The 19029-nt window shown below is 62.6% G+C and carries 16 protein-coding genes, 3 tRNA genes and 3 rRNA genes; 15 read left to right on the top strand and 7 right to left on the bottom strand.

Translation table 11 applies throughout. The features are described from left to right. The first annotated feature begins 1 nt into the window (after position 1). The 4 genes from E2E27_RS17550 to E2E27_RS17535 all read left to right on the top strand — a co-directional run bounded on the left by E2E27_RS17550 (position 2) and on the right by E2E27_RS17535 (position 2099). Positions 2 to 664, top strand: a complete 663-nt coding sequence (locus tag E2E27_RS17550; protein ID WP_141461369.1) for a COQ9 family protein — start codon at positions 2 to 4, stop codon at positions 662 to 664. Between the two features lie 140 nt (positions 665 to 804). Further along, positions 805 to 1356, top strand: coding sequence for a single-stranded DNA-binding protein (gene ssb, locus E2E27_RS17545; RefSeq protein ID WP_141461367.1), 552 nt, complete (start codon positions 805 to 807; stop codon positions 1354 to 1356). 144 nt (positions 1357 to 1500) lie between these two features. Next, on the top strand, positions 1501 to 1896 hold the full coding sequence (locus E2E27_RS17540) for a cytochrome d ubiquinol oxidase subunit II (RefSeq protein WP_141461365.1): 396 nt from the start codon (positions 1501 to 1503) through the stop codon (positions 1894 to 1896). After that, the gene (locus E2E27_RS17535) at positions 1893 to 2099 is read left to right on the top strand and encodes a helix-turn-helix transcriptional regulator (protein WP_141461363.1); all 207 of its coding nucleotides are present in this window, start codon (positions 1893 to 1895) and stop codon (positions 2097 to 2099) included. The genes E2E27_RS17540 and E2E27_RS17535 overlap by 4 nt, the downstream gene beginning before the upstream one ends. Here E2E27_RS17535 and E2E27_RS17530 read toward each other — a convergent pair. Then, positions 2096 to 2629, bottom strand: a complete 534-nt coding sequence (locus E2E27_RS17530) for a YceD family protein (protein ID WP_141461361.1) — start codon at positions 2627 to 2629, stop codon at positions 2096 to 2098. The two genes, E2E27_RS17535 and E2E27_RS17530, sit on opposite strands and share 4 nt — an antisense overlap. Then, entirely contained in the window at positions 2626 to 3153 is a 528-nt protein-coding gene (locus E2E27_RS17525; RefSeq protein ID WP_141461358.1) for a ubiquinol-cytochrome C chaperone family protein, read from the bottom strand. Before E2E27_RS17525 ends, E2E27_RS17530 begins: the two co-directional genes overlap by 4 nt. Before the next feature lie 240 nt (positions 3154 to 3393). On the opposite strand from E2E27_RS17525, the gene E2E27_RS17520 reads away from it, so the two are divergent. Together E2E27_RS17520 and hslV are read left to right on the top strand one after the other, a co-directional pair. Beyond that, positions 3394 to 3885 carry an outer membrane protein assembly factor BamE gene (locus tag E2E27_RS17520; protein WP_502705523.1) on the top strand — a complete coding sequence of 164 codons (492 nt, stop codon included), beginning with the start codon at positions 3394 to 3396 and terminating at the stop codon, positions 3883 to 3885. Between the two features lie 42 nt (positions 3886 to 3927). Next, a complete protein-coding gene (hslV, locus tag E2E27_RS17515) occupies positions 3928 to 4485 on the top strand; it encodes an ATP-dependent protease subunit HslV (protein WP_141461356.1) in 558 nt (185 codons plus the stop codon). Positions 4486 to 4493: 8 nt separating this feature from the next. On the opposite strand, the gene E2E27_RS17510 is transcribed toward hslV, so the two are convergent. Continuing rightward, positions 4494 to 4952, bottom strand: a complete 459-nt coding sequence (locus tag E2E27_RS17510) for a hypothetical protein (protein ID WP_141461353.1) — start codon at positions 4950 to 4952, stop codon at positions 4494 to 4496. 128 nt (positions 4953 to 5080) lie between these two features. On the opposite strand from E2E27_RS17510, the gene hslU reads away from it, so the two are divergent. Both hslU and E2E27_RS17500 read left to right on the top strand, forming a co-directional pair. Continuing rightward, positions 5081 to 6424 (top strand): ATP-dependent protease ATPase subunit HslU, encoded by a 1344-nt coding sequence (gene hslU, locus E2E27_RS17505; RefSeq protein WP_234036114.1) that lies wholly within the window; start codon positions 5081 to 5083, stop codon positions 6422 to 6424. Positions 6425 to 6468: 44 nt separating this feature from the next. Next, positions 6469 to 6816 (top strand): ACT domain-containing protein, encoded by a 348-nt coding sequence (locus tag E2E27_RS17500; RefSeq protein ID WP_234036113.1) that lies wholly within the window; start codon positions 6469 to 6471, stop codon positions 6814 to 6816. Here E2E27_RS17500 and E2E27_RS17495 read toward each other — a convergent pair whose 3' ends face one another. The 3 genes from E2E27_RS17495 to E2E27_RS17485 form a co-directional block, all read right to left on the bottom strand. Then, positions 6817 to 8763, bottom strand: a complete 1947-nt coding sequence (locus E2E27_RS17495; RefSeq protein WP_141461350.1) for a S9 family peptidase — start codon at positions 8761 to 8763, stop codon at positions 6817 to 6819. It abuts the gene before it with no gap. A gap of 91 nt (positions 8764 to 8854) precedes the next feature. Further along, complete coding sequence (locus E2E27_RS17490) at positions 8855 to 10714, bottom strand: ABCB family ABC transporter ATP-binding protein/permease (RefSeq protein ID WP_141461348.1); 1860 nt, start codon at positions 10712 to 10714, stop codon at positions 8855 to 8857. A 55-nt stretch (positions 10715 to 10769) separates the two neighbouring features. Next, positions 10770 to 11744: a retroviral-like aspartic protease family protein gene (locus tag E2E27_RS17485; RefSeq protein WP_141461346.1), complete on the bottom strand. Its 975-nt coding sequence runs from the start codon at positions 11742 to 11744 to the stop codon at positions 10770 to 10772. A 709-nt stretch (positions 11745 to 12453) separates the two neighbouring features. Between E2E27_RS17485 and E2E27_RS17480 the strand changes: the two genes are divergently transcribed. The 7 genes from E2E27_RS17480 (at position 12454) to E2E27_RS19095 (ending at position 18162) form a co-directional block, all read left to right on the top strand. Then, a 16S ribosomal RNA gene (locus E2E27_RS17480) occupies positions 12454 to 13938 on the top strand. A 206-nt stretch (positions 13939 to 14144) separates the two neighbouring features. Further along, positions 14145 to 14221: transfer RNA gene (locus E2E27_RS17475), tRNA-Ile, on the top strand. Between the two features lie 10 nt (positions 14222 to 14231). Beyond that, positions 14232 to 14307: transfer RNA gene (locus tag E2E27_RS17470), tRNA-Ala, on the top strand. A 275-nt stretch (positions 14308 to 14582) separates the two neighbouring features. Next, a 23S ribosomal RNA gene (locus E2E27_RS17465) occupies positions 14583 to 17370 on the top strand. Between the two features lie 140 nt (positions 17371 to 17510). Next, positions 17511 to 17625 (top strand): 5S ribosomal RNA (gene rrf, locus E2E27_RS17460). The 16S, 23S and 5S rRNA genes sit together here with 3 tRNA genes alongside, the layout of an rRNA operon. Before the next feature lie 109 nt (positions 17626 to 17734). Beyond that, positions 17735 to 17811: transfer RNA gene (locus E2E27_RS17455), tRNA-Met, on the top strand. Between the two features lie 105 nt (positions 17812 to 17916). Further along, the gene (locus E2E27_RS19095; protein ID WP_234036112.1) at positions 17917 to 18162 is read left to right on the top strand and encodes an HD domain-containing protein; all 246 of its coding nucleotides are present in this window, start codon (positions 17917 to 17919) and stop codon (positions 18160 to 18162) included. Between the two features lie 322 nt (positions 18163 to 18484). Here the strand turns inward: E2E27_RS19095 and E2E27_RS17445 are convergent, their stop codons facing one another. Beyond that, positions 18485 to 19015 (bottom strand): hypothetical protein, encoded by a 531-nt coding sequence (locus tag E2E27_RS17445; RefSeq protein WP_141461344.1) that lies wholly within the window; start codon positions 19013 to 19015, stop codon positions 18485 to 18487. Positions 19016 to 19029 lie beyond the last annotated feature (14 nt).

Genomic DNA, 19029 nt, shown 5'->3' with positions numbered 1-19029 from the left:
CATGACCGACTTTGCCGATCTGACGCTCGACGAACTGCGTCTCGCTCTCGCCCCCGACATTGCCGCTTCGGCGATTTTCGATGGCTGGACCGAGACCGCGCTGGTGGCCGCGGCCGAAATGGCGGGGTGCGATGTCGATATCGCGCGGCTCGCCTTTCCGGGGGCCAAGCCGATGGACATGATCGCGGCGTGGATCGCCAGCGTGGATCAGGCGATGGCCGAGGAATGGCCGGCCGAACGCCTCGCCACGCTCAAGATCCGCGAACGCATCCGCACGCTGGTCGCCTTCCGGCTGGAGGCTGTCGCGCATATCGACGAGGCGGTGCGCCGCGCGCTGGCGGTGATGGCACAGCCGCAGAACGCGCCCCGCGCGCTGCGGCTCGGCTGGCAATCGGCGGACATCATGTGGCGGCTCGCAGGCGACACGGCGACCGATTACAATCACTACACCAAGCGCGCCATTCTCGCCGGGATCTACTCGGCGACGCTGGCGGTGTTCGTGAACGACGACAGCGAGGGCAAGGCCGATACCTATGCCTTCCTCGACCGGCGGATCGACGGCGTGATGCGGTTCGAGAAGGTCAAGGCGCAGTTCCTGAACAAGGACCGCGAATTGCCGAGCCTGACGCGGTTTCTCGGACGGCTGCGCTACCCGGCGCGGTAAAGGCCGGGAAAGCGCATCCCAACTGGTGATTACCCGTAAGCTGCGGTCGCGCATGCGGCTGCTCTGGCCTATTGCCCGACTCGGATTCGAAGGCCATCGTGGCGCTTCGGGATCAAGACATTGACGGGAAGGGTATTTCGATGGCGGGTTCGCTCAACAAGGTCATGCTGATCGGTAATCTGGGCGCCGATCCGGAAATCCGCACCTTCGGCAATGGCGGCAAGGTCGCCAACCTGCGCATCGCGACCTCCGAACAGTGGAAGGACCGCCAGACCGGCGAACGCAAGGAAAAGACCGAATGGCACACCGTCGCGATCTTTTCCGAAGGGCTGGTCGGCGTGGTCGAACGCTACCTCAAGAAGGGCAGCAAAGTCTTCGTCGAAGGCAAGCTCCAGACCCGCAAGTGGCAGGACCAGAACGGGCAGGACCGCTATTCGACCGAGATCGTGATCCAGGGCCTCGGCGGCACGCTCACCATGCTTGACGGTGCCGGTGGCGGCGGCGGTGGTGGTGGCGGTATGGGCGGCGGCTCCGGTGGTTATGGCGGCGGTCGCTCGGGCGGCGGCGGGAGCAGCTGGGATCAGGGCGGCGGCTCGTCCGGCGGCGGTAGCGGTAGCGGCGGCGGCTTCGGCGGCGGTCCCTCGGGCGGCAGCGGCGGCTACGACGATCTGGACGACGACATCCCGTTCTGATCGACACTCATGCCCCCAAACATCCAAAGGCCCCGCAAGCGATTGCGGGGCTTTTTCGTGCGCGCGATGTAAAAAGATTTTGACATTTTCCGCAAAATGTAAAAACATCTGAACATTCTGAAGCTGCCCAAGGAGCCGCGAACAATGTCACACCGCACGAAATACTGGATGCTCTGCGCGCTCGCTTTTGGCGTAGCGACCCTTGCTGGCGTGGTGATCGGCGTTATCGTCCCGGCGGCGCGGGCGAGCGACAATCCGGTCTGGGTGTTCCCCTTGCTGATCGGCATCTGCGGCCTTGTCATGGCGGCTGGCTGGCTGTGGTGGCGCAAGACCGACGACCTCCAACAGCACGGCCAGCTTGTCAGCTGGTACTGGGGAGGCACCTTCGGCGCACTGGTGATGCTGGTCTATCTCGCGGTGTTCTTCGGCCGTCACAGCGATATCAGCCTTGGCGCGATCTATCTGTTCTTCGCGCAGTTCGCGGGCTTTTTCGTCTTCTGGCTGGTCTGGCGGCTGCGCGGGCGGGGGCAGGCGGAGTGAAGAACTGCCTGCGTGACCTGCGCAAGGCGCGGGGGCTCAATCAGGCTGACCTTGCCGACCGGCTGGAAATCTCGCGCCAGACGATCATCGCGATCGAGGCCGACAAGTACGATCCCTCGCTACCGATGGCCTATCGCATGGCGGCCTTCTTCGACGTGCCGGTGGAGGCGCTGTTCTTCAACCCGTGGCGGGCCGACGCCTAGTCGCGCTTCAACCCCGCCAGCAGCGCGGCGAGCGGGCCGTTCTGTTCGCCTTCCCTGACGATCCCTGCTGCGGCCCGCGCCGCATCGGCGTTTGGCCCTTCGGCATAGGGATCGATCGCAAGGCCAAGGGTCTGCGCGACCGCTTCGCCCAGATCGAACATCTCGCCGTCATATTCGATTTCGTCGCAATCGTCGGCTTCGAGCTCGATTTCTTCCTCCGGCGTTGCGGGGCGGGCGTTGGCCTCGACGAAACGCAGGTCGATCGGCTCGTCGATGGCGACAGGGAAATCCTCGCCGCTGATCGCGCAGGGCTGCTGGATCGCGGCGGTCAGCCGTCCGGTCGCGCGGATCGCGCGGGGGCGCTGGTCGAGCGACACCTCCGCGCGCAAGGCCTCGACCGCGCCGAGGCCGAATCGCACGGCGAGCGCGTCGCGTTCCTCCGGCGTGGCCTCGATCACCACCGGCGCGCCGGGGAGCGGGCGGGTCTTGATCCAGCGTGCGAGTTCCGACGGGGGCAGGGGCGTGCTCACCAGATCGCGCTCGCTTTCATCATTTCCTCATCGGAAAAGCGCTTCAGCCGCTCGAACAGCGCCATCACCCGGCGCGCCACGGCGGCCGCGCTGGCGGCCTCGTCCGCGCCCTCGGCAAACGTCACGTTGCGTCCAATCGCGGCGGTCAGCTTGTCCATGTCGCCCGCGTTGAGCGCGCTGCGATAGGCGCCGAGCCTGCCGCCCAGCACGCTCATCAGCTTGCCGATGCGCTTGCCCACCACGACGTCGTTGACGCCGAATTCGCGCAGCTGCCCGTCCATGTCCTCGACGAAGAGTTCGGCCAAGAGCGCGCTTTCGGCGCGCAGGTCGGAGGCTTCGATGCGCACCATCACCGCGCTCAGGACAGCGGTGATCATGTCGAACCGCCCGGCGATCGAATCCGCCACCCCGCACTGGGTGAAATAGTCCGGATCGCGGGCCAGCTCGATCACGCGGTGCCACAGCGGCCGCACGCCTTCGCGCGGGTCGGGTGCGGTGCCGAGCAGGCGGGAGAGGAACGACATCGGATGCACAGCCTTTCACGCTGGGAAATTCTTGGATGCGGAAGGGCCGCGCCACCCCACCGCTGATTACGCCAACGCACAAGCGGCGGATGCGTTCAACTGCGGTTCAACGCAATGCCGCCACCGCTTTCCCATATGGTGCGTTGCCAGCGGGCATCTAGACCCTTAAAGCACCTCGCCCAAGGGACAAGTGCGCGCGGGTGCGCGAATGCAGGACGGGATTGAGACGGTTTGGCGCAGATGACACAAGCAGGCGCGGTGAAGACGAACGGGCGCAAGGTGGCGCTTGCGCTGATGCTGGCGGGGGCGGCGGCACTGCTGCCCGGCTGCTCGGCGATCCGGGAATCGCGCGGCTATATCGACGATCCGCTGCTGACCTCGACGATCCAGCCGGGAATCGACAACCAGCGCTCGGTCGAAGGCACGCTGGGCCGCCCGACCTTTACCAGCCAGTTCGGCACGCCGACGTGGTATTATGTCTCGAGCATCACCGGCCAGCGCCCCTTCAGCCGCCCGCGCATCCGTGAACATGCGGTGCTGGCGGTGCAGTTCGATGCAGCGGGCAAGGTGACCGACGTCAAGCGCAGCGGCGTCGACAAGGTGGTCTATCTCGACCCCAACGGCGACAAGACCCCGACGCTGGGCCGCGAGCGCGGCTTCCTCGAAGACCTGTTCGGCAATATCGGTCAGGTCGGCGGCGCGGGCGTGGGCGGTGGTCCGGGCGGGCCGTAAGCACGCCTTGATCCTGCCATCCTGCGCGCCATATTGCGCGGCATGACACACGATCCCTCGGCCCACGGCCTCGTGCAATGGCACGGCACCACCATCATCGGCGTCCGGCGCGGCGGCACCACCGTCATCGCGGGCGACGGGCAGGTGTCGATGGGCAACACCGTGATGAAGCCCAACGCGCGCAAGGTGCGCCGGATCGGTGACGGTAGCGTCATCGCCGGGTTCGCGGGCGCGACGGCGGATGCCTTCACCCTGTTCGAGCGGCTGGAGAAGAAGCTCGAGCAATATTCCGGCCAGCTGATGCGCGCCAGCGTGGAGCTTGCCAAGGACTGGCGCACCGACAAGTTCTTGCGCAATCTCGAAGCGCTGATGATCGTCGCCGACAAGGACACGCTGCTGGTGCTGACCGGCAATGGCGACGTGCTGGAACCGATCGGAGAGATCGCCGCGATCGGTTCGGGCGGCAATTTCGCCCTCGCCGCCGCCCGCGCGCTGGCCGATTACGAGGCCGATGCGGAGACCATCGCGAGAAAGGCGATGGCGGTGGCGGCGGATATCTGCGTCTTCACCAACGGCAATCTGACGGTCGAGACGGTCTAGGCGCGGCCTCAGGCTTTCTTGGCGCAGCGCGCGGCGACCTTTTGCCGTTCCTCGCCCTCGTACCAGACCAGCTCGTCCTCCACGAGATCCACCGGGTCGTCGTAGCTGTCCTTGCTGCGGAAATTGGCCTTCACTTCGGGCGGAACCTCGGCGTCGGGGAGGGTCTTGCCGTCGACCGCCAGCGATTCGAAGCTTTCGGTCATGGTGTGGCCCAGCGTCGTGCCATCGTAGGTCCAGGTGCCATCGAGCTTGCCGCGCAGTTCGAGCGTCTGCGGGCCGGTCGCGTCGTTCACCGCCATTCCGCCCTTCACCGAACCATCCTTGCCGTAGATCATGGTCAGCACCACCGAGACCTTCTCGGGCTGATCGGCGGGAATGCATTCCCAGGTGCCCGCGATCTTGTCTTCGAACGAAGGGCCGCAGCCCGTCAGCGCCAGACCCAGCGCGCCTGCGAGAATAATGCGCATTTCTACCCCCCGATGATGTCTCCCGCGGGCAGCCTATGCCCAAGCCCCGCCGCTCACAAGCGCAAAACCGAGCGGGCCCGGGGTGCTTGAACCGCGCGGCATGGGGGACCACATGGAGCGCAGACGCAATGCAGAAAGACTCCATGCCGATCGACCATTCCGAAGCGCCCGCATCGCGCGCGCTGACCCCCAAGGCGATTGTCGCCGCTCTCGACGAACACATCATCGGTCAGGCCGACGCCAAGCGTGCGGTCGCCGTCGCGCTGCGCAATCGCTGGCGCCGTCAGCGGCTCGGCGCGGACCTGCGCGACGAGGTGACGCCCAAGAACATCCTGATGATCGGGCCGACGGGCTGCGGCAAGACCGAGATCAGCCGGCGGCTGGCGAAGCTCGCCGAAGCTCCCTTCATCAAGGTCGAGGCGACCAAGTTCACCGAGGTCGGCTATGTCGGCCGCGATGTCGAACAGATCGCGCGCGATCTCGTCGAAGAGGCGATCCGGCTGGAGAAGGAACGCCGCCGCGAGGCGGTGCGTGAGGCCGCCAGCCACGCCGCGATGGAGCGGCTGCTGAACGCGCTGGTGGGCGACAACGCTTCCGAAGCGACGCGCGAGAGCTTCCGCCAGCGGATCGTCCAGAACGCGATGAACGATGTCGAGGTCGAGATCGAGGTGCGCGACACCCCCGCCGCGCCCTTCGACATGGGCAACATGGGCGGCCAGATGGGGATGATCGACCTGTCCGACATGATGGGGAAGGCCTTGGGCCGCAAGAACACCCGCCGCCAGAAGCTGCGCGTCCCCGATGCGTGGGACCGGCTGGTCGACGAAGAGGCCGACAAGCGGCTCGATCAGGACGATGTTGCCCGCGCCGCGCTCCAGAATGCCGAGACCAACGGGATCGTCTTCCTCGACGAGATCGACAAGATCGCGGTCAGCGACGTGCGCGGCGGCTCGGTGTCCCGCGAGGGCGTGCAGCGCGACCTGCTCCCCCTGATCGAGGGCACCACGGTCGCGACCAAATATGGCCCGATGAAGACCGACCACGTGCTGTTCATCGCCAGCGGCGCGTTCCATGTCGCCAAGCCTTCGGACATGCTGCCCGAGCTTCAGGGCCGCCTGCCAATCCGGGTCGAACTGCGCGCGCTGACCGAGGCGGATTTCGTGCGCATTCTCAACGAGACCCGCGCCAATCTGGTCGCCCAATACAAGGCGCTGCTGGGCACTGAGCAGGTGACGCTCGACTTTGCCGAGGATGCCGTCCCCGAAATCGCCCGCATCGCCGCGCAGGTGAACGCGAGCGTCGAGAATATCGGCGCGCGGCGTTTGCAGACGGTGATGGAGCGGCTGCTGGAGGAGATCAGCTTCGAGGCCGAGGATCACACCGGCGAGACGATCACCATCGACGCGGCCTATGTTCGCGGGCGGCTCGAAGGGCTGGCGGGGAACGCCGACCTCAGCAAGTATATCCTGTGAGCAGGAGCGGCCCGGTTAGCGACCTTGCCAGGATGCTGACGGGCATGGCCCCGCAGTTGCACCCGCAGCCGTGGCGGTTCGATCTGCTCGACGAGGCGAAACCCACACCCGAGTTGATGAAGGCCTTCGCGCTGATCCGCGAGGAGGAGGGGGTCACCGCGATCATGCCGCAGGAGCGCGAGGGCGCAGCCGGCGACCTCGCGCGGATCACGCTGATGGTCCACTCCGCGCTCGACGGGGTGGGGCTGACCGCCGCAGTCGCCAGCGCGCTCGCCGAACAGGGAATCGCCTGCAACGTCGTGGCGGGCTTCCACCACGATCATCTCTTCGTACCGTGGGAGCGGCGCGAGGCGGCGCTGGAGGCTCTCCAGCGCCTCTCATCGGGCGGGTAACTACTCGCCCAGCAGGTGCTTTTCCCAGAACACCAGCTGCGCGAGGAAGGCGTAGTCCGAATTGGCCTTCTTGGCGAAGCCGTGGCCTTCGTCGGCGGCGACCAGATGCCAGGCCTCGCCCCCGTTCGCGCGGATTGCGGCGACCATCTGGTCGGCCTCGGACTTGGGCACGCGCGGATCGTTGGCGCCGGTGATGACGAACATCGGCTTTTCGATCTCGCCGACGCGGGTGAGCGGGCTGATTTCGGTCAGCTTGGCGCGCTGTTCGGGGATGCGCTCGTCGCCATATTCCACCCGGCGCAGATCCTGGCGGTAGGGGTTGGTGTTCTCGAGGAAGCTGACGAAGTTGCTGATCGCGACGGTGCACTGCGTGGCGGTGAGCTTGTCCTTCAGCTGCACCGCGGCAGCATAGCACATATAGCCGCCATATGACCCGCCGGTGAGGCCAACCTTGTCCGCGTCCACCGCCGGATTGGCCCGCACGGCGTCGATCAGCGCCTCCATGTCGCGCACCGAATCCTCGCGCTTGAAGGGGCCGTTGTCGAGGCTGACGAAGGTCTTGCCGAACCCGGTCGACCCGCGCACGTTGGGATAGAATACCCCGATGCCGAGCTCGTTAAGGTAGTAGTTGTTCCGCCCCATGAAGCCCGCGGTCGATTGCCCCTCCGGCCCGCCATGAACGGAAACGATCAGCGGGCGCGGCCCGGCGAATTTCGCCGGATCGGGCAGGTAGAGCAGGCCGGAGACCTCCAGCCCGTCGAAGCTCTTCGTGGTGACGATGCGCGGTTCGACGTTGACTTCGGTGTCGAGCCCCCCGGTCTCGCTGCGGGTCCAGCGGGTCAGTTGCATCGTCTTGGGGTCCAATGACCAGACATCCGCCGCGCTCTTGGCGCTGGAGAAGCTGAAGCCGATCTCGCCCCAGGGCGCGATTTCGATACCGCCGATCTGGCCCGCGGGGAGAGCATCGACCTTGGTGACCCTGCCGCTCGCCACATCGAGGATGCGCATCTGGTCGGAGCCCGCCTCGTTGACCTCGTAGACGATGGTCGTGCCGTCATCGGAAATGTCGAACCCGTCGACATCCCATTGCTCGGTAGAGACGGGGTTGAATTTGCCCGTCGCCGGGTCGAGCGTGCCGAGGCGCTGGAAGTCCGAGCCCTGATCGCTCGTCACCCACAAGGTGCCGTCGGGTGCGATTTCCATGCCGCCATAGGCGATTTCAGCCTTGGGATCGCCGACCGGGGTCATCGTTCCGCTGGCGAGATCGAGGCGGTAAAGGTCGACATCCTGCACCGAATTGTAATCGGCGACGTAAGCGCTCGCCTTGTCGGGCGAGAAGGCGGTGATCGCCCAGCCGCCGCCCTTGCTCTGGTGCACCATCCGCGCGGTCGAGGGATCGCGCGGGTCCATCACGTAGAGGTCGGAATCGACGCCGTTGCGGCGGGTCGAGCTGTAGCCCACCAGCGCCCCGTCCCTGCTCCACGCGCCCGGCTGATTGCGGCTCTTGCCATCGGTCAGCAGGGTGAGGCGGCCATCCTTGAGGCTGTGAAGCTGAAAATATTCGTCCCCGCCGCGGTCCTTGGTGACGAGGATCAGGTCGCCCTTCGACGGTGCGTAGGAGCCGCGCACCGGCTCGGCCTCGAAGCTGATCTGGGTGCGTGCGCCCATCGGGGCCTCGACGCGGTGGAGCTGGCTGACATTGGCGAAGCGAGTGGAAATCAGGACGGCGCGGGTCTTGGGCTCCCATCCGGCAAAGCCCGCCCCGCGCGCTTCGAGATAGGGACGGGCACGCTCGGCCAGATCGAGCGGGATCGGCGGCATGTCCTCTGCGGTGAGCGCGGCCGGGATCGGCACGGCGGGCGTTTCGGCAGGGGTAGCGGCATTCTGCGCGGCCAGCGGCGCGGCGGCGGTGGCGAGCAGGGCGGCAATCAGGCGAAGGTGACGCATCGTTCGGGGCTCTCTCTCCATGGTTCCCTGCGCGGCGGCAGAGGCGATGGCACGAGAGGTAACGGGCGCCCGGCGGCGGGGCAATGCCCTCCTATTCGGCAGCCTCGGCCGGGGCGGGATCATCCTCGCGCCGCTCGTTCGCCTGCCGCGCCCACATCTCGGCATAAAGCCCGCCATGCGCCAGTAGCGCGGCGTGATTGCCGCTCTCCACCAGCTGGCCATGGTCCATCACGAGGATGTTGTCGGCATCGGCAATCGTCGAAAGACGGTGCGCGATGGCAATGGTGGTGCGGCCCTGCGCGATGCGCTTGAGAGTGCCGAGGATCTCCTGCTCGGTGCGGGTGTCCAATGCGCTGGTCGCTTCGTCGAGCAGCAGGATCGGCGGGTTCTTGACCAGCGTGCGGGCGATGGCGACGCGCTGCTTCTCGCCGCCCGACAGCTTCAGCCCGCGTTCGCCCACCATCGTCTCGAAACGGTCGGGCAGACGCGCGATCAGCGGGGTGAGCGCGGCATCGCGCGCGGCCTGTTCCACCCGCGCCAGATCCGCGTCTTCGGCGCCGTAGGCGATGTTGTAGGCAAGGCTCTCGTTGAACAGCACCGTGTCCTGCGGGACGATCCCGATCGCGGCGCGCACCGAATCCTGCGTGACGGTGGCGATATCCTCGCCCCCCACCAGCACGCGGCCCGAGAGCGGATCGTAGAAGCGGAACAGCAGCCGCCCAATCGTGCTCTTGCCCGCGCCCGAGGGGCCCACGATCGCGGTGGTCGAACCGGCGGGCACTTCGAAGCTGAGGCCGTTCAGGATCGTACGCCCCGGATCATAGCCGAAGGTCACATTGTCGAACACGACCGTGGGCCGCTGCACGATCAGCGCGGGCGCGCCGGGCGCGTCCTTCACTTCGATATCGGTGTCGATCAGGCGGAACATCTCGGCCATGTCGATCAGCCCCTGCCGGATCGTGCGATAGACCCAGCCGAGCACGTCCAGCGGGCGGAACAGCTGGATCAGGTAGGTGTTCACCAGCACCAGATCGCCCACCGTCAGCGCGCCGGTGCTCCACCCCCACACGGTATATGCCATCGCGCCCGCGACCAGCGCGTTGGTGATGACCGATTGCGCCATGTTGAGCAGGCCGACCGAATTCTCCGACCGGATCGCCGCCTCGGCATAGGCGCGGGCGGCCTGCGAATAGCGTTCCTCCTCGCGTTTCTCGGCCCCGAAATACTTCACCGTCTCGTAGTTCAGCAGCGAATCGACCGCGCGGTGCAGCGCCTTGCCGTCGAGATCGTTCATCTCGCGCCGCAGCTTGGTGCGCCACTCGGTGATCGCGCGCGTCACCCAGACATAGGCGACCACCGTCACCGCGGTCGCCAGCACCAGGTCGATGCCGAAATTGAGGTAGAAGATCACGCCCACCGCGATCAGCTCGATGATCGTCGGCGCGATGTTGAACAGCAGGAAGTAGAGCATCTGGTCGATGCTCTTGGTGCCGCGCTCGATGATCTTGGTGACTTCGCCGGTGCGCCGGGCGAGGTGGAAGCGCAGGCTCAGGCGGTGGAGGCGGTGGAACACGTCCTCGGCCAGATGCAGCGAGGCGACCTGACCGACGCGCTCGAAGGCGATGTTGCGCAGGTTGTCGAAGGCGACCGAGGTAAACCGCCCCAGCGCATAGGCTGCCACCAGGGCGAGCGCCACGGTCAGCCCCTCGCTCGCCGTGCCGGACATCGCATCGACCGCGCCCTTGTAGGCGAAGGGCAGGGCGAGCGTCACCGCCTTGGCCGCCAGCACCAGCGTCATCGCGATCACGATCCGGCGGCGCAGCGGCGTATTGTCCTTCGGCCACAGGTAGGGAAGGAAGCGCTTCAGCGTCGGCCAGCTCTCCACGTCGCGCGCGCGAGTCTTCTTATGGGGGTTGGCTGGATCGGCGGCGGGAGCGGTTTCGGGCGGCATGGCCCCTGATGTGGGCGCGCAGGGGCACCACCGCAACCCGTCGGGGCGAGAGCGTTCAGAACCGCGGGCGATAGCTCCCGCCGCGCTGCGCCTCGCGCATGGCGCGGGCGATGTCGGCGGGCACGTCGAACATGATGCGCTTGCGGCTGAAATCGATCGCCACCCGGTCGAACAGTGCCAGATGCTGCATCCCGAGGCTGAGCACCGGCTGATCGGTGAGTCCCAGCGCGGCAAAGGCCGGGGTGTCGGCAAATGTCAGCGGCACGTTGGCGAGCGAAAGCCCCTCGATATCGAGCGAGCGCACCATCGCCAGTTGGCCGACGATATCGACTCCGTTGACGTCGGTGGTGATCACCTGCTCGGCGCGCTTGGAGCGAATCCTTTCGCGCAGTGCCATGTTGCCGAGGCTCGCCTGCGCGCCGGTATCGATGATGACGGTGGCGCGCACGCCTTCGACCATCGCATCGGTGATCAGCAGTTGGCCGAGCCGCCCCTGCGCGCGCACCACGATCTCGAACCCGCCGCGCTTCAGCTTTTGCGCGGCGTCCTCGACCGCGATGGTCTGGCGGCGGAAGTCGATCAGCACGCGGAAGTCCTGCAGCGCGTCGAGCCCGATGATCCCGTCCGCGCCGACATGCTGACGCTCCAGCACGGGGGCGAGGAAATCGGTGAAGCTGCTTGATCCGAATTCGATCCGCCCGACGCTGGCGAGCTCGACTTCGCGGCGGCTCGCCATGCCCACCAGCGTCGCCCGGCCCGCAGAGGGCAGGGGCACCTGTGCGCGCAGATCATGGGTGATCGCGGTGGCTTGGCTTCCGGTGTCGATCATGAAGGCAAAGGGGCCGACCCCCTCGACCATAACGGGCAGCGTCATGCGGCTGTAGCGCTCGTGCTCGATCGTGAGCACCTCGGCGGCGGGATCGACCAGCCCGGTGGCCGAAGGCGCAGCGGGCAGCGGAGCGGGGGTTTCGGCTGCGGCGATCCCCGGCAGGGCAAGGGCGCAGGCGGCCAGCATCAGGTGGGCTTTCATATGCAATGCACTCCCGTCCGTGTTGCGGCGATCATACCACTGCTCCGCAACAGTCCCAACACGGCTCGAATCACGCAGGTGCGATGATGAGGGGCGATTCACGCCGGATTCGTGATCGGAAGCAGGTTCCGACAGCCAAAATGGGTCCGGAAGGGCCGATTCACCCCCCGATTCACCCCGATTCAGGGGTCTGATTCGTGTTCCCGGCCCGAACGAAGGGGGCGAGGGGCCTGCAAAAATAGGGAAAAAATGGCGGAATTCTGCGGTTCTTGCGCGGCTCTGAAATAAAATTGCAAAAAGGCGTTGACCGAATCACGAACCCCTCATAGATGGGCTCCACCGACGCGGCGCTGACGGCTTCCACCGCCACCGCAACAACGCTTCGGTCGCCAACAAATTCGGATAGCCGGTCCCCCGGTATCAAATCGGGGAACCAAGCGCTGTCCGCTATTACTGTCTGGCGGCTCTTTGACATCGTTGGTTTTTGATGAAGGGACATGTGGGCGACGGCGCCCGGTCCGGGGACCTCAAGGCTCCGGTAACCGGTTAATTCAAGCCGATGCCACATCCGATCGCAGGCTCCACGCCTGCCCGGATGGCAAGCATGTTCATTCGTATCCATTACGTTTGACAGTGCAGGTATCGGCTCCTTGCAGCTCATGCCAGACTGGAGGGTGGGGTTTTCCCCATGCTGGTTTGGTGTGTGACACAACTTGAGAGTTTGATCCTGGCTCAGAACGAACGCTGGCGGCATGCCTAACACATGCAAGTCGAACGAGACCTTCGGGTCTAGTGGCGCACGGGTGCGTAACGCGTGGGAACCTGCCTTTAGGTTCGGAATAACTCAGAGAAATTTGAGCTAATACCGGATAATGTCTTCGGACCAAAGATTTATCGCCTTTAGATGGGCCCGCGTTGGATTAGCTAGTTGGTGGGGTAAAGGCCTACCAAGGCGACGATCCATAGCTGGTCTGAGAGGATGATCAGCCACACTGGGACTGAGACACGGCCCAGACTCCTACGGGAGGCAGCAGTGGGGAATATTGGACAATGGGCGAAAGCCTGATCCAGCAATGCCGCGTGAGTGATGAAGGCCTTAGGGTTGTAAAGCTCTTTTACCAGGGATGATAATGACAGTACCTGGAGAATAAGCTCCGGCTAACTCCGTGCCAGCAGCCGCGGTAATACGGAGGGAGCTAGCGTTGTTCGGAATTACTGGGCGTAAAGCGCACGTAGGCGGCTTTTTAAGTCAGGGGTGAAATCCCGGGGCTCAACCCCGGAACTGCCCTTGAAACTGGGAAGCTAGAATCTTGGAGAGGCGAGTGGAATTCCGAGTGTAGAGGTGAAATTCGTAGATATTCGGAAGAACACCAGTGGCGAAGGCGACTCGCTGGACAAGTATTGACGCTGAGGTGCGAAAGCGTGGGGAGCAAACAGGATTAGATACCCTGGTAGTCCACGCCGTAAACGATGATAACTAGCTGTCCGGGTTCATGGAACTTGGGTGGCGCAGCTAACGCATTAAGTTATCCGCCTGGGGAGTACGGTCGCAAGATTAAAACTCAAAGGAATTGACGGGGGCCTGCACAAGCGGTGGAGCATGTGGTTTAATTCGAAGCAACGCGCAGAACCTTACCAGCCTTTGACATCCTAGGACGACTTCTGGAGACAGATTTCTTCCCTTCGGGGACCTAGTGACAGGTGCTGCATGGCTGTCGTCAGCTCGTGTCGTGAGATGTTGGGTTAAGTCCCGCAACGAGCGCAACCCTCGTCCTTAGTTGCCATCATTTAGTTGGGCACTTTAAGGAAACTGCCGGTGATAAGCCGGAGGAAGGTGGGGATGACGTCAAGTCCTCATGGCCCTTACAGGCTGGGCTACACACGTGCTACAATGGCATCTACAGTGGGCAGCTATTCCGCAAGGATGCGCTAATCTCCAAAAGATGTCTCAGTTCGGATTGTCCTCTGCAACTCGAGGGCATGAAGGCGGAATCGCTAGTAATCGCGGATCAGCATGCCGCGGTGAATACGTTCCCAGGCCTTGTACACACCGCCCGTCACACCATGGGAGTTGGATTCACCCGAAGGCAGTGCGCTAACCGCAAGGAGGCAGCTGACCACGGTGGGTTCAGCGACTGGGGTGAAGTCGTAACAAGGTAGCCGTAGGGGAACCTGCGGCTGGATCACCTCCTTTCTAAGGATACTTGCGAAAGCGCCGATGCTAGCCATCGGAAGAGCTTCGCGGTCTTCCAAAGAACATTGCCGTCGTCCTCATGTCCTTTCATCAATCGGAATACAGCGCGCACCAAAGCGATTTGGGCGCTGCGCTGTGTGCCTTCGCCGGCTCACGCCCTCGCGGCAGCCTGTTCCTTCGGGGATGGCGGCCGGTCGCAGTGGAGTGGGCCTGTAGCTCAGTTGGTTAGAGCGCACCCCTGATAAGGGTGAGGTCAGAGGTTCAAATCCTCTCAGGCCCACCATTGTCTGCACGGGGCCTTAGCTCAGCTGGGAGAGCACCTGCTTTGCAAGCAGGGGGTCATCGGTTCGATCCCGATAGGCTCCACCAGGCACATCAAATTCCGATGGATGAAACGAAACCAGATCCTGCTTCGGCAGGTCAGGCGATCGTGCTGATTAGTCAGCGTCGCCGATCTTTGACATTGTGAATGGGTTTTTAAATCGATGCCGTGGCGCATGGATTGTAACGCGCAAGCTTTCGGGCTTGTGGCGCACGATCGTGCATCACAAATCAATCAAATTGATTATCTGGCTGAGATAATTCTCCCACTATCTTCAAGCGTCAGGCTTTTATGCAGGCCTGTCGTTGATAGTGTGGATTCTCAAGCGTGAGGTAAGAGCATTTGGTGGATGCCTTGGCATGTACAGGCGATGAAGGACGTGGCACGCTGCGATAAGCGTCGGGGAGTTGTGAGCAAACTTTGATCCGGCGATTTCCGAATGGGGAAACCCACCTTCACCATTTCTTCCAGTTGGCTTTCGGGCCAGCCGGGCGAGGTGGATAAGGTATCACCGAGCTGAATATATAGGCTTGGTGAAGCGAACCCGGGGAACTGAAACATCTCAGTACCCGGAGGAAAAGACATCAACAGAGATTCCCGTAGTAGTGGCGAGCGAACCGGGACCAGGCCAGTGCCTTCATTTCAACTAGCAGAACATTCTGGAAAGTTTGACCATAGCGGGTGACAGTCCCGTATGCGAAAGTGATGATGAAGGACTAGAGTAGGGCGGGACACGTGAAATCCTGTCTGAACATGGGGGGACCACCCTCCAAGCCTAAATACTCGTACATGACCGATAGCGAACACAGTACCGTGAGGGAAAGGTGAAAAGCACCCCGATTAGGGGAGTGAAACAGTACCTGAAACCGGATGCTTACAAGCAGTTGGAGCTCCATAGGGAGTGACAGCGTACCTCTTGCATAATGGGTCAGTGACTTAATCTAGCATGCGAGCTTAAGCCGTTAGGTGTAGGCGAAGCGAAAGCGAGTCTGAATAGGGCGACTGAGTATGTTGGATTAGACCCGAAACCCGGCGATCTAGGCATGAGCAGATTGAAGGTGCGGTAACACGCACTGGAGGATCGAACCGTTGCATGTTGAAAAATGCTCGGATGACTTGTGTTTAGGGGTGAAAGGCCAATCAAGCCGGGAAATAGCTGGTTCTCCGCGAAATCTATTGAGGTAGAGCGTCAGATGTATGCCGATGGGGGTAGAGCACTGGATGGGCTAGGGCTGCGCGAGCGGTACCAAACCTAACCAAACTCCGAATACCATCGAGTCTTGTCTGGCAGACAGACGGCGGGTGCTAAGGTCCGTCGTCAAAAGGGAAACAGCCCTAACCTACAGCTAAGGTCCCCAAGTCATATCTAAGTGGGAAAGCATGTGGGAATCCCAAAACAACCAGGAGGTTGGCTTAGAAGCAGCCATCCTTTAAAGAAAGCGTAACAGCTCACTGGTCTAAATAAGGGTTCCTGCGGCGAAGATGTAACGGGGCTAAAGATATGCACCGAAGCTTAGGGTTGCAGTTTACTGCAGCGGTAGCGGAGCGTTCCGTAGGCGAGTGAAGGCGAAGGGTAACCGACGCTGGACGTATCGGAAGTGCGAATGCTGACATGAGTAGCGACAAACAGGGTGAGATACCCTGTCGCCGAAAGACCAAGGGTTCCTACGCAATGCTAATCAGCGTAGGGTGAGCCGGCCCCTAAGACGAGCCCGAAGGGGGTAGTCGATGGGAACCACGTTAATATTCGTGGGCCTGGTGGTGTGTGACGGATCTCGTAAATTGTCCTTCCTTATTGGATTGGTTGGGCAGTGAAGAGGTTCCAGGAAATAGCCCCACCGTATAGACCGTACCCGAAACCGACACAGGTGGTCAGGTAGAGTATACCAAGGCGCTTGAGAGAAGTATCCTGAAGGAACTCGGCAAATTGCCTCCGTACCTTCGGAAGAAGGAGGCCCCATCTATGCGCAAGCACTGGTGGGGGGCACAGGCCAGGGGGTAGCGACTGTTTATCAAAAACACAGGACTCTGCTAAGTCGGCTTCAAGACGACGTATAGGGTCTGACGCCTGCCCGGTGCTCGAAGGTTAAGAGGAGGAGTGCAAGCTCCGAATTGAAGCCCGAGTAAACGGCGGCCGTAACTATAACGGTCCTAAGGTAGCGAAATTCCTTGTCGGGTAAGTTCCGACCTGCACGAATGGCGTAACGACTTCCCCACTGTCTCCAGGATATGCTCAGCGAAATTGAATTCTCCGTGAAGATGCGGAGTACCCGCGGTTAGACGGAAAGACCCCGTGCACCTTTACTGCAGCTTCAGAGTGGCATTAGGAAAGAGTTGTGTAGCATAGGTGGGAGGCTTTGAAGATTCGGCGCCAGCTGGATTGGAGCCATAGGTGAAATACCACCCTGCTGTTTTCTGATGTCTAACCACGCACCGTTAGCCGGTGTTGGGACCCTCTGTGGCGGGTAGTTTGACTGGGGCGGTCGCCTCCTAAAGAGTAACGGAGGCGCGCGATGGTAGGCTCAGGACGGTTGGAAACCGTCTGTTAGAGTGCAATGGCATAAGCCTGCCTGACTGCGAGACTGACGAGTCGAGCAGAGACGAAAGTCGGTCATAGTGATCCGGTGGTCCCTCGTGGAAGGGCCATCGCTCAACGGATAAAAGGTACGCCGGGGATAACAGGCTGATGATTCCCAAGAGCTCATATCGACGGAATCGTTTGGCACCTCGATGTCGGCTCATCACATCCTGGGGCTGGAGCAGGTCCCAAGGGTTTGGCTGTTCGCCAATTAAAGTGGTACGTGAGCTGGGTTCAGAACGTCGCGAGACAGTTTGGTCCCTATCTGCCGTGGGCGTCGATACTTGAAAGGAGTTGCCCCTAGTACGAGAGGACCGGGGTGAACGTACCTCTGGTGTACCTGTCATTCTGCCAAGAGTGCCGCAGGGTAGCTATGTACGGACGGGATAACCGCTGAAAGCATCTAAGCGGGAAGCCTCCCTTGAGATTAGGTATCTTTGAACCGTGATAGACCATCACGTTGATAGGCCGGGTGTGGAAGTGCAGTAATGTATGGAGCTAACCGGTCCTAATAGTTCATATCGCGCTTGAGAATTCGCACTGTCAACGACAGGCCTGCCTTCTGGCGGCCCTGCGTAGGCGGAGAATGTCTCCAGCCAGATACGCCCTTAAAACCACTCAGAACTCTTGAGTGTGCATCGATTTGAAAACCCGCATCCACTGGCCCCATTGCTTGGTGGCCATAGCGTCTGTGACCCACCCGATCCCATCTCGAACTCGGCCGTGAAACCAGACTGCGCCGATGGTACTAACGCTCAAGCGTTGGAAGAGTAGGGCGCCGCCAGGCATTGAAGCCAGTGGAAGCGGGGTTGACCCATTCACAAGTCATAGGGCTGTCCCGCAAGGGCGGCCCTTTTGGCGTCTTTGAGACCGCCGGTCTCTCGACGTATCGGTATCGCGGGATGGAGCAGCCCGGTAGCTCGTCAGGCTCATAACCTGAAGGTCGTTGGTTCAAATCCAACTCCCGCAACCACCGTCAAAAACCACACACAGATCAGACCCCTGACGCCCGCAGCCTCGCTGCCGGGCGCAATCGGCGTTTCCCACAGGCGGTGTCGGTCGAACCACGAAAGGACAGATGATGAGCGGCCCTGCAAGCACCCCGATCCTCACTGATCGCTTCGACGATGCGCTGGCCTATGCCAGCCGCCTCCACCGCACCCAGATCCGCAAGGGATCGGGCGTGCCCTATGTCTCGCACCTGCTCGCCGTCGCCGCGATTGCGCTCGAGAACGGGGCGGACGAGGATCAGGGCGGGCTCGCGCAGCTCGAAGCGATCCGCGCGCGCTTTGGCGAGGGTGTCGCGCAGACCGTTGCCGATTGAACTGATTCTCACGAGGAGCCCAAGCCCGACTGGCGCCAGCGCAAAGAGGCTTATGTTGCCAGCCTCGCGCACAAGCCCGCGCGCAGCCTCGCCGACAAAACCCACAACGCCGGCGCGATCAACACAGATCTGCGCGCTGTCGGCGCAACGGTCTGGGAGCGCTTCACCGGCGGCAAGGACGGGAGCCTGTGATATTACCGTGCTCTCGCCGACACCTTCCGTGTCCACGCGCCGGGGATTGCTGCGGAACGCTTTGCACGCGAGGTGGACGAGATGGAGGAGCTGGCGGAGCGGGTGTGATTTTGGATGATAATCCCCGTCCTCACTCCGGATCAGGGGGTGGGATCTGTATCACGCACCTCCCCGCGACGGGTCGCAGCACGATGCCTGCCGCGTAAGCTTCCCGAGCAGCACGCGTGTAGCGGTGCCACTTCATCGGCCCGGTGAGGCCAGTCCTCGAATTGAACGCAATCGCACCCGACAACAGAGCCGACTTCAACGGCCTGACGGCCGCACGCCATCGGCGAACCAGATCAGGATCACGGCTCTTGGTCCAAAGGAAGGACTCGGCCAGACCGGCCTCTGTCAGTTCTCCGATTTCGAGGACCAGCGCGTCCGGATTGCGCGAGGCAAACTGGTAAATCGACGGGGGATCGAGATCAGGTTCCGAAGCCGTGAATACGACCGCCAGACAGCCCGCCGGTATTTCCGGTTTGTCCGCGCGGCCCATCAGTTTGAAGTTCGGCAAATCGCCCGCAAACGTGCTCACCCAGAGATCGCAATCTGCGAGTGCTGCGGCCATCAGGCCCGCGTGCTCTTCGGGCATGGCGTGGAACTGGATCGCGAGTGTCATCAATCGCCCTATAG

Origin of the sequence: Porphyrobacter sp. YT40, from assembly GCF_006542605.1 — a bacterium.
Classification (GTDB): domain Bacteria; phylum Pseudomonadota; class Alphaproteobacteria; order Sphingomonadales; family Sphingomonadaceae; genus Erythrobacter.
This window is presented reverse-complemented; position numbering and strand designations above follow the sequence as displayed.

Coding starts and splice junctions, on each gene's coding strand:
- E2E27_RS17510 (WP_141461353.1), bottom strand. CDS start 4,952: ATGCGCATTATTCTCGCAGGCGCGCTGGGTCTGGCGCTGACGGGCTGC.
- E2E27_RS17485 (WP_141461346.1), bottom strand. CDS start 11,744: ATGAAAGCCCACCTGATGCTGGCCGCCTGCGCCCTTGCCCTGCCGGGG.
- E2E27_RS19095 (WP_234036112.1), top strand. CDS start 17,917: ATGATGAGCGGCCCTGCAAGCACCCCGATCCTCACTGATCGCTTCGAC.
- hslV (WP_141461356.1), top strand. CDS start 3,928: ATGACACACGATCCCTCGGCCCACGGCCTCGTGCAATGGCACGGCACC.
- hslU (WP_234036114.1), top strand. CDS start 5,081: ATGCAGAAAGACTCCATGCCGATCGACCATTCCGAAGCGCCCGCATCG.
- E2E27_RS17550 (WP_141461369.1), top strand. CDS start 2: ATGACCGACTTTGCCGATCTGACGCTCGACGAACTGCGTCTCGCTCTC.
- E2E27_RS17495 (WP_141461350.1), bottom strand. CDS start 8,763: ATGCGTCACCTTCGCCTGATTGCCGCCCTGCTCGCCACCGCCGCCGCG.
- E2E27_RS17525 (WP_141461358.1), bottom strand. CDS start 3,153: ATGTCGTTCCTCTCCCGCCTGCTCGGCACCGCACCCGACCCGCGCGAA.
- E2E27_RS17520 (WP_502705523.1), top strand. CDS start 3,394: ATGACACAAGCAGGCGCGGTGAAGACGAACGGGCGCAAGGTGGCGCTT.
- ssb (WP_141461367.1), top strand. CDS start 805: ATGGCGGGTTCGCTCAACAAGGTCATGCTGATCGGTAATCTGGGCGCC.
- E2E27_RS17445 (WP_141461344.1), bottom strand. CDS start 19,015: ATGACACTCGCGATCCAGTTCCACGCCATGCCCGAAGAGCACGCGGGC.
- E2E27_RS17500 (WP_234036113.1), top strand. CDS start 6,469: ATGGCCCCGCAGTTGCACCCGCAGCCGTGGCGGTTCGATCTGCTCGAC.
- E2E27_RS17490 (WP_141461348.1), bottom strand. CDS start 10,714: ATGCCGCCCGAAACCGCTCCCGCCGCCGATCCAGCCAACCCCCATAAG.
- E2E27_RS17540 (WP_141461365.1), top strand. CDS start 1,501: ATGTCACACCGCACGAAATACTGGATGCTCTGCGCGCTCGCTTTTGGC.